The sequence below is a fragment of the Paenibacillus sp. FSL R5-0766 genome (assembly GCF_037971845.1).
In the GTDB taxonomy this organism is placed as follows: Bacteria; Bacillota; Bacilli; order Paenibacillales; family Paenibacillaceae; genus Paenibacillus.
On the sequence record NZ_CP150227.1, the window covers coordinates 631,611 to 646,803 of the forward strand.

A 15,193-nucleotide genomic window follows, 5' to 3' on the forward strand; every position below is an offset into this window, starting at 1 on the left:
TTAAACAACAATATATTCTACTACGACCAGCGCACAAATTGAATCCTGATTTGTGTATTTTTGTGTATTTTTTTGACGAAGAAGGAATGCGGAAGTTTCAATGGGCATGATATGATAGAGACACATACGGACGAAGGCACTTTGGCCAGTAAAGTCGGTACAACAGGAGTGAGTGAATGCAATTTTCAAAAATGTTCGTATTGAATATGGGGATGCTTATTACCATTGCATATCTTGCTAGTGTGTTCTATAAATATGTCGTAATACGTACCTCTTCCCGAGTGAAGCAGATCAGCTCCGTGCTTGTCCTTATATTTGCAGGTTGGATCAGTACGGTTTTTGGGTTTCAACTCACCGATGAAGTGGTCTTTGATCTTCGATATGTTCCTTTAATTGTAGCCGTTCTAACGTATAGACAACCCTATAGCGTAATCATCGTGGGTATTGGAATTGGGCTGTCGAGGCTGACTTTTGGCATCACGGATGCTACATTGGCGGCAGTACTTAACATGTCTGTTTTGGGCGTGATATGTGCAGGTCTGAATATATGGATGAGACGCAGCAACTACAGGCTGATTATTAAAGGAATCCTTGTTACAGTTATCGTCAATGTGGTCAATAGTGTAAACATTGCTATCGTTGGTGTGATCCCGGCTACATACTTCTTTTCACATATTATGCCTTATACACTCCCTACAGGCATTTTTCTGAGCCTTATTTTTGCATTTATTTTACGTGATTTTCAGAATGAACAGAATCGTATTTTGCTGATCCAGAGTACAAACCGGCTATTGTCTGTGCAAAAGGAAGAGTTACAGAAAGCCCAGATTGTACTGGAGGATCGAGCGAAACAATTGATGATTGCCTCACAGTATAAATCCGAATTTCTCGCCAATATGTCCCATGAACTGCGTACACCACTGAACAGTGTCATTAACTTTGCCCAGATGATCAGCGAGAATGCCGACACGATGGATCAGGAGGATATTGTACGTTTTGCCAATATGATCGACCAGTCCGGGCAGGAACTGCTCACGCTCATTAACGATATTCTGGATCTTTCCAAAGTAGAAGCGGGGCGGCTGGATATTGTACTGGAGGATATCAGTGTCGCACAACTTACAGAATATGCCATGAGCCACTTTCAACTCGTTGCCGAGAAAAAGGGAATTCAGTTGGTTCTGGACAAAAAACAGGGGTTGCCCGAGACGCTCTGGTCTGATCCCCAGCGGGTTCAACAGATTTTGCGGAATCTGATGTCCAATGCCATCAAGTTCACTCACCGGGGGAAAGTCACGTTGACCGTAAGCACCAAGCAGATTAAGAATGCAGGTATTCAGAATCGATGGCTTATTTTCTCCGTTCAGGACACAGGCATTGGTATTTCGGAGGACAAGCATCATTCCATATTTGAAGCATTTCAGCAGGCAGACGGGTCGATTAGTCGAAAATTTGGCGGTACCGGACTAGGTCTGTCGATCAGTAGGGATTTAGCGAGATTACTGGGGGGATCGATTGAACTGGAGAGCACTGAAGGTAAAGGAAGCACCTTCCATCTCTATCTTCCGTTGGACCGTGAAAAAATGAGTTGACAACCTTCGCGCTGTGAGTAGAATTTGGGATGACAACTAGCATCGACCGGCTTTTGAGACCCGGTCTAAGGAGTGTATCCCCATACAGAAGACGGTCAACGTTAACCCTCCCCCGTCAGCAAGCAAACCACGGCGCAAGGGTTCGACACAACGCATGAATTTATCGATTGCAACATGGGAGGGTGTACCGGCAATTATTTTACAGACCTTGCTGGGAGGCCCGTTTTTAACCGGATTTCTGCTGTACCTTGGGGCCGGGTCGAGACATATCGGCTTTGTGCTCGCGATTACAACGTTCGTAAACATTGCCCAGATCGGAGCAGCTTACTGGATGCAGCGTATTCGCAGCCGAAAACGCATGTTGCTACTATTTGTGGGCACACATCGTATCTTGTGGAGTGCGACGGGACTGATCCCGTTTATATTTCCCAAAGAGTGGTGGGTAAGCGTATATATTGGCGTGTATACGGTTGCTTTTATATCAAATACCATCGGCGGCATGATCTGGACTTCACTGATTGGCGATATCGTACCTGCCAAGGTGAGAGGGCGTTATTTTGGAATTCGAAATACGATTCTGAATGCTCTTGGAAGCGTATGCTTATTCGCTGGTGGTATTGTTTTGGACCGTTACCCCGGAGAAATGGGCTTTCTGATCCTGTTTATTCCGGTGTGGATCTGTGCCATTGCCAATACAGTCATCTATTTCTTTTATCCGGATGTGCCCTTTGAACGTTCTACCGAAAAGGTTTTCTGGCGCATGTTCATCAAGCCGTTCCAGGATCGTTCTTTCCTGAAAGCAACGCTGTTCCTGGCTGTCTGGTTATTGATCCAGACCTTGATTGTTCCGCTCTATTCCTATGTGATGTTGGATCTATTGAATATTAATTATCAGACCGTATCCCTGATCACGGTAGTCCAGACGCTGGTTATGATGGCCGGTTTCTATGTCTGGGGCAATCTGAATGCCAGATTCAGCAACAAAACGCTCCTATTTTGGACATTGCCAGTCATTGCACTCTCCTGTTTGTCGTGGGGGTTAATGTCGTTCATGCCCGTATTGATCGCATTATTTTTATCTCATATCTTCCTTGGGATCGGTGTAGGTGGATTCAATCAGCTGGCATTTAACTTTACGATTGGAGACACACCCAAAAGTGAAAGACCGATGTTTGTCGCGGTGTATTCGGCTCTGACCGGAGTAACTTCGTTTCTCGGGCCGTTGTTGGGTGGCTGGTTGTATGAAAAGATGGGGACTTGGTCCGATGCGCTGGCCTGGATCTCAGCCTATGGATTTCAGGTGGGGGTTGGTGTCGTGATGCTGATTCTGACATTTACCCTTGGACGTCGTGTACTGTTAAAATAGAAACGATATAATTTCAACTAATGAATATTTACACTGGCACTTCGATGACAGAACAACCTTGTAAATGTTTAGATTGATCATATGTATCTGGTATGACTTCAAAAAAAGATGGCGAAGTGGAGGGATGTAATTGAATCGTCTCGAACGGAAAGCCATGGTGATTGGAGCCACGGGGCTTGTAGGCGAATTACTGGTTCATCATCTGCTGGAACACTCGGCATACAGCCTGGTTCGGGTTCTGGTTAGACGTCCGCTTGAGCTGCAACATCCCAAACTGGAACAGCATGTGGTGGACTGGGAACAGCTGGAGAGCCAAGACCACTTATTCGATGGAATCGATGACCTGTATTGTTGTTTGGGTACAACGATCAAAAAAGCAGGCAGTCAGGACAGTTTCCGTCAGGTGGATTATCATTACCCGGTTCGTGCAGCTACGATTGCGAAGCGACATGGTGTATCACAGATGCTGGTGATCTCCTCCATGGGAGCGAGTGCAGGTTCCAGAGTCTTTTACAGTCGGACCAAAGGGGAAATGGAGGAGGCATTGTCCGATATCGGTTTACCGTCATTGCATATCTTCCGCCCTTCCTTAATTCTGGGAGATCGAAACGAGAAGCGGTTCGGTGAGCAGATGGCTGCCCATGCCATGAAGTTTCTGGATCGCTGGATGAAAGGCAGAGCGGACAAATACCGGGCGGTCCACGCCGCAACCATTGCACAGGCCATGACCAATATTGCACTGGTGCAAGCCAAGGGAAACCATGTGTATGCGAATGAAGTCATTCATGTCCTTGGCGCGGACGGAGGTTAAGAAACCTTTGAACGAGCTGTTTGCTTCATCTGTATAGGCAGGAGCGTTTCTCGCTTGTGGTAGATCGTGGTATAATAGGCAACAAAAATGAGTTCGAACCCTGACTCCATGCGGCAGCAGGATAACGAACACAAAGGAGAACTCGTCCCATGAAAAAACCAATCTCTACCGATCAGGCGCCAGGCACCATTGGTCCATACAGTCAAGCCGTTGATGCAGGCGATTTCATCTACACTTCCGGGCAACTTGGCCTGAATCCTCAAACGGGAGAATTCGGTGCAGATGTACAGGAGCAGACACGTCTGTCCTTGAGCAATGTGAAGGCTATTCTTGAAGCAGCAGGTACAAGTATGGATAAAATCGTGAAAACGACGGTGTTCCTGAAGGATATGAACGATTTTGTTCCTGTGAATGAAGTCTATAGCACGTTCTTCGAACAGCCTTATCCTGCACGCAGTGCAGTGGAAGTTGCTCGTTTGCCAAAAGATGCACTGGTGGAGATTGAAGTTATTGCCCTGAAATAGGACAACTTTCATTCACTACGGTATACATAAAAGCCGATTTCAGGTCGAATGACCAGAATCGGCTGTTTGCGTTACGTTTTTGTATTAATATTGAAGTTGAGTCGCTCAATCGCGATCCTGATTACGGGCGAAGAACAACCATACTGCATAGATGGCCAGTACGATCGCAATGATGATTGCCGTATAATATACGGAAGTGACATCCTTTTGTTTAAGTGCAATGGCGATATACGCCCATGTGAATACAAGTGGGTATATGCTATCGCGATAACGGAAACTAACGAGTACAGCCAGCACCATACCCACAATCAGCATGATGATCGTCCAGGTCGGTTCGCTGAGACCAAAACCATCCCAGCCAATTTTATATAACAGAACAGCTGCATTGACAATTGTTGCCACGCTAACCCATCCGAGATAGATGCTGAATGGCAGCTTCACAAGCCAGATCTCAGCAGTGGTTGGCACAGTGATAGTACGTGTTTTTACATACAGCACGATCAAGGACAATAGAAGCAGTACAATAATCAGTAAGGCGAGACCAGTTTGCAAGTTTTGAAAAGCAAAAATCCATGCGACGTTAAAGGCACAACTTGCTAGGAACCAATACCCGAGACGGGTAATCGAGTCCCTTTTCCAGGAAGCAGGCACGAACTGATAGATCACAAACCCTGCCAATAGCAAGTAGATCAAACCCCATATAGAGAAGGCATAGCCAGAAGGTGTGAGCAGCACAGGATACATATCCGATACTTCTTTATTGGTCTTGCCCCCGATCGGCAGAGCGTTGGAGAGGTAATTCACGATAATTACAGCGATAAAACCAATGGCGTTTAACCACTTGTACGGATTGTTACGTGACATTGTGTTTCCTCCTTGGTTTAACGAATGAATGAACCACGGGTCAGTCTACAATGAATATACCCAGTTCTTGCACATTCTAATAACAGCCGCAAAAAATTCACAAGTTGTTCTTTCAGATTCTTGTGCTCTGCCACTACGTTGGAACGGTACTCTGTCCCAATGTACGCGAAACGAAGCGGAAATATGTCCATGCCCACGATGTCCCACCAGAAGAGGAGGAAGAGAATGCTCACAAGAGAAACGATGGAGCGACAGCAAACCTGGTTCTATGTAGTTGCATTGTTCTTAGGAGTAGCGATAGGGCTGAGTAATCCGGTATGGGGGAATGTTTTACACTACACCGTGTCCCCGGTTCTTGCCATTTTGTTATACAGCATGTTTGTACAGATTCCCTTTTTACAGTTAAAAGAGTCCTGGTCCAATTTTCGATTTATGGGGGCGCTACTGGTGGCTAATTTTATTGCAGTACCTGTAGTTGTATGGTTGCTCACACTTGTCTTTCCGCAATCACCAGGCGTTCTAATCGGAGTCTATCTGGTACTGTTAACGCCCTGTATTGATTACGTCATTGTGTTCACACAATTCGGCAGGGGCAATGAGAAGCTGATGCTCGCCGCAACACCTCTTTTATTCGTTATACAAATGATCTTGTTGCCGTTTTATTTATGGCTATTGATGGGTAACGAGGTGGCGCAGATCATGCAGGTAGGGCCGTTTGTGGAGGCTTTTCTGTTTCTGATCGTTATTCCACTGCTGCTTGCTGTTGTTACACAAGTTCTCTCAAGAGGTAAAGTGAGCGGGGAGCAGGTCATGAATGCAACGGCATGGCTCCCGGTTCCGATGATGGCACTTGCGCTGATCGTGGTTGTCGCTTCCCAGATTGGCAAAGTCTACAATGATATGGCAATTATCGTGAACGTGATCCCGATCTACGTTGCTTTTCTGATCATTATGCCTTGGATATCTCGGATCATTGCTAATGGGTTTCGATTGAATCCAGCCACCGGGCGGGCGTTGATTTTCAGTTCAGCCACACGGAATTCGCTGGTTGTTCTGCCGTTGGCGCTGGCACTCCCACCAGAATGGGCAACCATTGCTGCGGCTGTTATTGTTACACAGACGATGGTGGAGCTTGTAGGGGAGCTAATCTACATTCGACTTGTACCTGCGGTGATTTTGCGGGATCGGTGAGCGGACTAGGACGTATCTATGTTATGATCTATTATAATTAATAAAACCATTTATGGTAAATAAAAGGGGGAGGTGAGAATCCCTATTTATCGAAAGATTATGTTCTACCTGGATATTGTCCTATTACTGTTCAGCCTCATCTATTTCCCCGTAGTAGCTCATAAGACAGGAAATAATATGGCTTATGGATTTATGGCTGTAATTTTAATAGGTACAATCTCTCGGATCGTATCCTATCTTAGAAAAGGAAGAGTCAACAAGTCGTCATGATCTATGCTATTTTCTGTAAAAGTAAAATAAAAAGAGTACTTCCGATGGGCCATGCCGGGAGTACTCTTTTTGATTCGAATCAGGTACTCGTTACGTACCCGCCTCCAATAATGTTTTACGATATTCTGCTGGCGTGATGCCCTCCATTTTTTTGAACACTTTGCTGAAATACTTTTCATCCTGAAATCCAACCATCTCCGAGATTTTGGCGACTCGCAGGGAAGGATTTTGCAGTAACAGCTTGGCGTTATTGATTCGCAGTTTGCCCAGATATTCCGACCAGTTCAGACCAAATTGCTGTTTGAATTTGCGTGAGATATACTCCCGGCTCAGATAGAAACGTGCGGCAATCTGCTGTAAGGACAGGTCCTCCTGATAATGGGCGTCCATATAACGTGCAATCTCACTCATGGGATCAGGATTGGCGTGGTGATGAGCGGTGAGCGCCTTTCCTGCGGCAAGCAGCCGTTGTTCCAATAATGAACGAAGCAGGGGGAAGGATAACAGTCCTTCAGCGTCCAAAGGTAACTCGGCAAAGGGAATAGACTGTTCCTCCGTCACTTCTTCCTCTTGGAATGACGAACCTGCCGTATCATCAAGCCAGCGGCTCAGCATCCATTCCAGCTCGTCGATCCATTGCTGGATCTGCTCAGCACTGACAACCTCAAGATCAGTAATCGGGTCAATCCACTCGGCGACCGCAGCAGATACACTGGAAGCCCGGCAGCTCATGGCTGCCATACGCAGGGGCTCTTCATGGGCGGTTAAACGCCTGATTTTATTCCCATTTGATGATTCCACTGAAGCATGGATTCGCTGTTTAATTTGCAAAGCATTACGTCTCCACAGCCTTGAACTTGCTTCCAGATAGGCTGCTGAGATTCCGCCAGGATAAGACTCACAGCTGGAGATCCCAAAATGAAGCCGGCGCTGAATCGTCTGTTCCAATCCATGATTGACCTTCTCCAGAATATGTTCCAATGAAGTGGATGGACCCCAATGCAGCAGAACAATCTCGTCCGGTTGATCCAACTGACGAAACATTACGCCTTCGTCTGGTGTGGATAACATCTCGGCACCGATATTGAGGACCGAGAACACTAGCAGGTCCGGTTGACTGCGGTATTTTGCCAGACAATCTGCATCCAGATGGGACAGGCTGGTGACAGCGACACTACAGACAGGGATTAGATAGGGGAGATTTAACTCATCCTGCAATCGCTGCATGTGTGATGGGCTGCTGCCTCTTCCAACGGCAAGTTCGGTGAGCAGACGATCCTGGTAGTGTGGGCGCATTCGATTAACAACAATGGATTGCCTGGTGGATTGTATCCGAATGGCGTCTTCCTCTTCCCAAGCTGTAACGGCCTTTAATAGAGATGCATTCAGCTCATCTGCTTCCACAGGTTTCAGGAGGTAGTCCATGCCACCATGCCTGATTGCATGCCTCACAAGTTCAAAATCATCATATCCGCTGATAACCAGCACCTTGCTGTGCGGGGTGTGAGCCGATATCCATTCAAGCAATGCCATACCGTCCTTGCCCGGCATACGCATGTCACTGAGTATGATTTGAGGTTGATGTGCCGTGATGGCGGCGATGGCTTCATCCCCGTCTGCTGCTTCAAGTAATGTATCAATGCCAAAGTCTTTCCAATGACCAAGCAACCTTATGGCATCGCGGACATGTTTTTCATCATCTACAAGCAGTACCTTCATGTTGTTCACTCTCCCGCGTATAGTTTAACCGTGATCTTCACACCATTGGGTTCCTGATTGTTGATCTCCAGCCTGGCTGAGTGACCGGGATGTGAGTTCAATTGAAGTCGGCGTATTACATTTCGTAGACCGATGGATTCAGACTCGTTGGATTCTTGTGTGGATAACCCGGTTGTTGTATGACTCTGATGCAGCCATCCGCGGATCTCCAGTAATTTATCTTCAGGTATGGAGGGGCCGTTATTATTCAGTTCTATTTCAATCCAATGATCATTGATCCGGCGGCTGGATAGGGATATGTGACCTTTGCCAGGCTGAATATCTGCTCCATGTTTGAAATAGTTCTCAATTAAAGGTTGTAACGTCATTCTTGGCATTTCGACAGACAGGGTATCTTCGGCAAAATCCAAATCCACCTCAAGGCGGTCACCAAACCGCTCCTGCTGTAGTTCCAGATATAATCGGGCATGCTCCGCCTCTTCGCGTAAGGTCACGCAGGTCTGATCCCGCATGCTGTAGCGCAGCATTTTGGACAGGGAAGATAGTAGGGTATACGCCCGTTGTCCTTGCTGTTGAAGGGCAAGTGTACCGATCGATTGCAGTGTGTTATATAGAAAATGCGGATGAATCTGCGCTTGCAACGCTTTGAGCTGATTTGTCTTATTGGCGATCTCGAGTCGATATTCACGCAAAATAAGATTATTTACCGTATCCATCATATCCCGGAAATGACGAGCGAGCACCCCGAATTCATCTCGACTGGATAGATGGATATCCACATGCAGACGCCCGGCTTGAATTTGGTTCATATACCGCATAAGTTGCTTGAGCGGACCGGTGATTCGGATGGAGATGAACAAGGTTGCAACAATGACCAACACTAGTGCTGCAATGGCAATCATCGCGTTATTCCACGTAAGTGTGGTCGCTCTGGCATATAACGTCTCATTCGGAATCTGTTTGACGATGGTCCAGTCAGCGTACGTGCTGCCAAGTTGCTGGTATACATACATGGAACGATCCTGTTCAAAATGTCCTGCGACATTCTGGGCTGTACCTGCGCTAGATCGCGCGATATTCAGTTCACTAGCCGTTTCCTCTCGTAGTGCATCCGTATGATTGACCTCGGAACGCCCCTGGTAAATGATCTGATTCTGACCATCCACAACATAGATCTGTTCCTTAGCCGGATCATACAGCCTGCCACAGATTGCTGCAATGGTATTCATATTCAGATCAATGGCGAGTACACCCAGACGCTCGGTGGACGGAATATCTTTGATCACCCGATGCAAGGTAATGACTGTTCTTGCAGGATCATCGGGGGAGGCAGCCTTGAATCCGTACGTGTGACTCATGTGGGCCGATTCCACCCAGATATCCGGGCTGTCACCACTTGTTTTTCCATGAAGCGAGCCGGAATAGGCCTGTTTGCGTTCCTCCCGCTTCGGAAAGGGATTGGTAATTAAGGTGGATTGATTGGCGGCAAAAGAGTGCAAATACAGCTGGAATACATCCGGCACTGCCGCGCGGATCGTCTGCAAAGTGGTGTACACCTCGGCAACCGCACGATAATCACCAGGAATCTTTGCCAAGTTACGCAGAAAGTTCGGGTCGTTATACACAGCGAGCGACGCTCTGGCCACGTTATCCACATAGTTGTTGAGATTGGTGGACGCTTGGTAGATCAGGCGTTTGTTCTCTTCAACAGCCTGTTCCCGCAAGGCCGTTTTGGTCTGAATAAACGTCATGCTGATCGATGCGAGCAGCGGAAGGGTGGTAGCAATGAGCATAAAGGCAATCAATTTGGTGCGTATACTGTAGTATTTGGACATCGGAACACCCCTTCTGGTTGCAGGTTAAGAGAGGACAATATTTTACCCCCAACTGTTCACAAGGGTCGGTGTTTCCCTCGGCGATAATGGGGTTTAATAGAAAAAGAGACCAATTTCATCCATCTATAGAAGGGGAGAACGATATGAAGCATCGCAAATCTTCACAGCTGTTACAGCAGCTTGTGTTCGTGGGTCCCTCCATCGTGTTTTTTATTCTCATCATCGTGGTCCCTTTCCTGCTTGGCATGGTGTATTCCTTCACGGATTGGAACGGGGTATCCGAGAACATTAATTGGGTAGGGTTTGATAACTTCGTGCATGTGTTTGCGAATGATCCCAAGTTCCAAACGGCGTTTTGGTTTACGGTGCGCTTCACCGTGGTTGGTGTAGTACTGACCAATGTGATCGGTTTTTTCCTGGCGTATTTCCTGACCAAACCGCTTAAGACGAGAAACATTCTGCGTACGATCTTTTTTATGCCTAACGTGATCGGTGGGTTGTTGCTCGGCTTTATCTGGCAGTTCATATTTGTGAAAGGGTTTTCAGCAGTAGGCGATGTAACCGGCTGGTCCTTCTTCAACCTTCCTTGGCTGGGAGATGAACCAACTGCCTTCTGGGGAATCGTGATTGTGTTTGTATGGCAGACCGCAGGATATCTGATGGTCATCTACATCTCATCTCTGACAAATGTATCCCCTGATTTGCTGGAAGCCGCCGAGATTGATGGCGCAAGTCGCTGGCAGGTACTGCGGAGCATCATTCTTCCGCTCATTATGCCGGGTGTAACGATCTGTCTGTTCCTGGCGATCTCCTGGTCGTTCAAAATGTTCGATCTCAATCTGTCGCTAACCAAAGGTGGACCGTTCGGATCGACAGAGTCGGTTGCACTTAATATTTACAATGAAGCTTTTGTGAATAACAGATATGGCATCGGAACCGCCAAAGCGCTCGTGTTCTTCGTAATCGTTGCCATTATCACCATGATTCAGGTACGTCTGACGAAGAGCAAGGAGGTAGAAGCCTAATGGAGACGACAAAAAATTACCGCTTCAGTACCATTCTAACTGAGATTGTCATGGTACTCATTGGACTTTTATTCCTGGTTCCGTTCTACTTCCTGTTTGTGAATTCGGTCAAAACCTTCGGTGATCTGCTCACCAATTCGGCTGCATGGCCGGAAGTATTCCAGTGGGGCAACTATGCGAACGCTTGGGAGAAAATTAACTTCCCGTCCGCGCTGATGAACTCGCTTATCGTTACGGTGGTCAGCAATCTGTTGCTTGTGCTGATCAGTTCCATGGCCGCGTATCGAATGGTTCGCAGCAATACCCGGTTCAACCGGATTTTGTTCGGCATGTTCATTGCAGCCATGGTGATTCCGTTCCAGTCTATCATGATTCCACTTGTTACTGTAACCAGTAATCTGGGATTGATCGACAGCCTTGGTGGCCTCATTATCTGTTATCTCGGTTTCGGGGCACCGATGTCGGTCTTCCTGTTCCACGGATTCGTAAAATCCGTCCCGCTGGAGATTGAGGAAGCGGCCCGTGTGGATGGAAGCTCGGTCTACGGAGTGTTCTTCCGGATCGTATTTCCACTCATGAAACCGATGTATGTAACCGTCATCATTCTGAACACACTCTGGATCTGGAATGATTATCTGCTTCCATCCCTGATCCTGCAAAGCTCCAACCTGCGTACGATCCCAATTGCGACCTTTGCACTCTTCGGTCAATATACGAAGCAATGGGATCTGGCTTTGCCGGCACTTGTGCTCGGTATCATGCCGATCATTATCTTCTTCCTGCTGATGCAGAAGTATATCATTCAGGGGATTACGGCTGGATCAGTTAAAGGGTGAGGGTGCGAGTGCAGGTCGCTAGCGGGATCAAGTTGCGCTTTCGGTCGCTGTTGCTCCTCGGTGGCCTGAATGGATTAGGGCAAGGAAGCCACCGAGTATCAAAGGCGAACGCTCCGCTCCTGCATCGCATCCTTGATCCCTTTGCTCCCACCTCGCACGGAGGTGTGCAAAGGGGAGTCATGCCCGCATAGCTTGGGCATGACTCCTGGGGAAGAGAAAGCATCGATAAAGAGAAAAGAGCAATAAAGGGAAAAGACCAAGAAAAAAAGATTTAAAGATCAGATCGGTGAGGTAGAAGGGGAGTGTGCGAGGGAAGGGGCGCTGTGGCGGAGTGCGAGGCAGGGTCGCTACCGGGATCAAGTTGCGCTTTCGGTCGCTGTTGCTCCTCGGTGGCCTGAATGTATTGGGGCAAGGAAGCTACCGAGTATCAAAGGCGAACGCTCCGCTCCTGCATCGCATCCTGATCCCTTTGCTCCCACCTCGCACGGAGGTGTGCAAAGGGGAGAAGGAGGCCCAGATAGATTGGGCTCCTTCCTTGATAAAGGCTTGATGAGTTCAACTAAACATTTACAACGATAACGGAGAGGACAGAAATAACTTGAAGAAGCGAAGCGTTCGCCTTTATCCCCGTATTTGTCCCATTAATAATGGATCAAAAAAAATCTGGGGATAACAGCGATCGGAAGGTTATTCTGTCATCGGAGTGCCAGTGTAAATATTCATTAGTGGAACGGTTATACTGAAACTACTATAGGGAGAGTGTATGTATGAAAAGAATGACAAAGTTGACGTTGCTTATGCTGATTGCTTTTTCGGTAATGCTCGCGGGTTGTGGCAATGGAGACAAGAGTGGCAGTCCGGTCAACACGGATGCTCAAGGTGGTGGCGAGGCTGCTGCTGGAGATAAAACCATTAAAATCTTCCAATTCAAAGTCGAAATTGCGGAAGCACTCAATCGTCTCAAAGCGGAATATGAATCCTCCCATCCAGGTGTCAAACTGGACATTCAAACCGTAGGTGGCGGTAGTGACTACGGTGCTGCATTAAAAGCCAAGTTTGCCGCTGGCGAACAACCGGACATATTCAACGTAGGTGGTTATCGTGAATTGGATACATGGCTTGAATATCTGGAAGATCTGTCTGGAGAATCATGGGCCAAGGATGCACTCGAAGTAGCCAAAGAGCCAATGACCAAAGACGGCAAGCTCTATGGACAGCCGCTCGCGCTGGAGGGTTATGGTTTCATCTATAACAAAGACCTCTTCCAAAAAGCAGGTATTACCGAAATTCCAACGACACTGGAACAATTGGATCAAGCGGCACAGAAACTTCAAGCCGCAGGCATTACCCCATTCTCTAACGGGTATCAGGAGTGGTGGGTGCTGGGCAATCATAACGTAAACGTCGCATTTGCAAATCAGGCAGATCCGGTGAAATTCATCCAAGGACTCAACGAAAGTACGGAGAAGATTCCTGGCAACCAAGTGTTCGCCGACTGGATCAACTTGCTCGACTTAACGCTGAAATACAGCAACAAAAACCCGCTCACAACCGACTACAATACGCAAGTTACGTTGTTTGCGAGTGGAGAAGCGGCGATGATGCAACAAGGGAACTGGACTCAAGTACAGATCGATGGAATTGATCCAGATCTGAATCTGGGTATCCTGCCAATGCCAATTAACAATGAACCAAATGACAAATTGTTTGTCGGCGTGCCGAACTATTGGGTTGTGAACAAGAATTCCCAAGTGAAACCGGAAGCAAAAGAGTTTTTGGAATGGCTCGTAACTTCGGATATCGGGAAACAATACATGACAAAAGAATTCAAATTCATTCCGGCGTTCAGTTCCATCACGGCATCCGAAGAGGATCTGGGTGACCTCGCCACAGAGATCATGAAGTATAGCCAGGAAAATAAAACACTCAGCTGGAACTTCAACCGTTTCCCTGAAGGGGTTCCACAAGAGTATGGCAGCACAATTCAGGCTTACGTTGCAGGCAAATCGGATAAAGCCGGATTGCTCGACGCATTGCAACAGAACTGGGATAGTCTGAAAAAATAATCCGGATCATGGACGGTATACTATCTGGTCATATTGATTAAAAAGGATGATCCGACCGAAGCTTCAATTTAGGGTAGTTATCCAAATTAACTAGTATCCACAGGTTACCAAAGAAAAAGTTAGCCTATTGAAACAGGTTAGCCAGAAATCTTATTCTGGTTGGCCTGTTTTTGTTTTTCCGAGGAGCCAATGACGCTCTCTGAAAAGTTCAAAGTCAGCTATATTCCTGAAATGTGGATAACCTCAAAGCGGTTTAACGATCTAATGACTTATTTAACACAGAGTTAATACTATATGTGGATATCCTGTGTGTATAACACTCTAAATGTGGACAAGTATGGAGTAGCTGGAGTGGGAGGTCCTCTTTTGTTAACAGAAATACTTGTTTTCAACTGTTTAGTACTGTATAGTTCTAAATATGACAAATCCAAAAATGAACACGGGACCCGCCAAATCCAAAAGTACCAATCCGGTGAACCGGACCAAGGCAGTTGAAGTGGCGGCACAATTATTTCTGCGTCAGGGGTACAGCTACGTCAGCATGGATGAGGTCGTGCGAGTGAGTGGGGTATCCAAGTCGAATATTTATTATCATTTTAAAAACAAGGAGGAACTGCTCCAGGCCGTGGTACAATACTGGATTGCCCAGTATGAGTCGGAGCTGTATCTGCTGCTCAGTCAGCGTGAGCGAGGAGTGGAGGAGCGTATCTACTCATTCATGGCATTACTGTCGGCAGGCATTGAGGGCCGAAATTACGAAGGGAGCTGTCCTTTTGTCACGTTATATATGCAGACACCGGACAGTGCACCCCAAGTGAAGGAAAGCATATCCAGATTCTTTCGTGAACTTAGACCGATGGTGGAGAAGTTGTTTCAGCAAGGTTTGGATCGCGGTGAATTTCGCAAAGAGATCGAGCCGGGACCGGCTGCGTTGTTGTTTATTGCCGCACTGGAGGGTTCACTAATCCTAGCAGGAACTGCCCGTGATGTTGGGATTATAGAACAATCGGCACGTACGTTTTGTCAGATGCTTCGTTAATCGAAGCTCTTTTTTTGAATATAACTAGTACTATATAGTACTAAAAGGAGCCGTA

Annotated in this window: 12 protein-coding genes; 9 read left to right on the forward strand and 3 right to left on the reverse strand. The window is 47.0% G+C overall.

What is annotated here, in order from left to right:
* The first annotated feature begins 176 nt into the window (after nt 1-176).
* The 4 genes from MKY66_RS02950 (at nt 177) to MKY66_RS02965 (ending at nt 4,293) form a co-directional block, all read left to right on the forward strand.
* Complete coding sequence (locus MKY66_RS02950) at nt 177-1,592, forward strand: ATP-binding protein (RefSeq protein WP_076215575.1); 1,416 nt, start codon at nt 177-179, stop codon at nt 1,590-1,592.
* Nucleotides 1,593-1,746: 154 nt separating this feature from the next.
* Nucleotides 1,747-2,958, forward strand: coding sequence for an MFS transporter (locus tag MKY66_RS02955; RefSeq protein WP_179088572.1), 1,212 nt, complete (start codon nt 1,747-1,749; stop codon nt 2,956-2,958).
* Nucleotides 2,959-3,112: 154 nt separating this feature from the next.
* Nucleotides 3,113-3,769 carry an oxidoreductase gene (locus tag MKY66_RS02960; protein ID WP_076215689.1) on the forward strand — a complete coding sequence of 219 codons (657 nt, stop codon included), beginning with the start codon at nt 3,113-3,115 and terminating at the stop codon, nt 3,767-3,769.
* A 149-nt stretch (nt 3,770-3,918) separates the two neighbouring features.
* Nucleotides 3,919-4,293, forward strand: coding sequence for a RidA family protein (locus MKY66_RS02965; RefSeq protein WP_076215569.1), 375 nt, complete (start codon nt 3,919-3,921; stop codon nt 4,291-4,293).
* Nucleotides 4,294-4,398: 105 nt separating this feature from the next.
* Here MKY66_RS02965 and MKY66_RS02970 read toward each other — a convergent pair whose 3' ends face one another.
* Nucleotides 4,399-5,157: a tryptophan-rich sensory protein gene (locus MKY66_RS02970; protein ID WP_076215566.1), complete on the reverse strand. Its 759-nt coding sequence runs from the start codon at nt 5,155-5,157 to the stop codon at nt 4,399-4,401.
* A gap of 225 nt (nt 5,158-5,382) precedes the next feature.
* Here MKY66_RS02970 and MKY66_RS02975 point away from each other — a divergent pair, with 225 nt between their 5' ends.
* Nucleotides 5,383-6,348: an arsenic resistance protein gene (locus MKY66_RS02975; protein ID WP_076215563.1), complete on the forward strand. Its 966-nt coding sequence runs from the start codon at nt 5,383-5,385 to the stop codon at nt 6,346-6,348.
* A gap of 360 nt (nt 6,349-6,708) precedes the next feature.
* On the opposite strand, the gene MKY66_RS02980 is transcribed toward MKY66_RS02975, so the two are convergent.
* Together MKY66_RS02980 and MKY66_RS02985 are read right to left on the reverse strand one after the other, a co-directional pair.
* Nucleotides 6,709-8,337 (reverse strand): response regulator, encoded by a 1,629-nt coding sequence (locus MKY66_RS02980; RefSeq protein ID WP_076215560.1) that lies wholly within the window; start codon nt 8,335-8,337, stop codon nt 6,709-6,711.
* 5 nt (nt 8,338-8,342) lie between these two features.
* Nucleotides 8,343-10,172 (reverse strand): sensor histidine kinase, encoded by a 1,830-nt coding sequence (locus MKY66_RS02985; RefSeq protein WP_076215557.1) that lies wholly within the window; start codon nt 10,170-10,172, stop codon nt 8,343-8,345.
* A 143-nt stretch (nt 10,173-10,315) separates the two neighbouring features.
* Between MKY66_RS02985 and MKY66_RS02990 the strand changes: the two genes are divergently transcribed.
* The 4 genes from MKY66_RS02990 (at nt 10,316) to MKY66_RS03005 (ending at nt 15,138) form a co-directional block, all read left to right on the forward strand.
* Nucleotides 10,316-11,197, forward strand: a complete 882-nt coding sequence (locus MKY66_RS02990) for a sugar ABC transporter permease (protein WP_036607341.1) — start codon at nt 10,316-10,318, stop codon at nt 11,195-11,197.
* Complete coding sequence (locus MKY66_RS02995; protein ID WP_076215555.1) at nt 11,197-12,033, forward strand: carbohydrate ABC transporter permease; 837 nt, start codon at nt 11,197-11,199, stop codon at nt 12,031-12,033. Before MKY66_RS02990 ends, MKY66_RS02995 begins: the two co-directional genes overlap by 1 nt.
* A gap of 767 nt (nt 12,034-12,800) precedes the next feature.
* A complete protein-coding gene (locus MKY66_RS03000) occupies nt 12,801-14,099 on the forward strand; it encodes an ABC transporter substrate-binding protein (RefSeq protein WP_036607334.1) in 1,299 nt (432 codons plus the stop codon).
* A 472-nt stretch (nt 14,100-14,571) separates the two neighbouring features.
* Nucleotides 14,572-15,138, forward strand: coding sequence for a TetR/AcrR family transcriptional regulator (locus MKY66_RS03005; RefSeq protein WP_036607516.1), 567 nt, complete (start codon nt 14,572-14,574; stop codon nt 15,136-15,138).
* Nucleotides 15,139-15,193 lie beyond the last annotated feature (55 nt).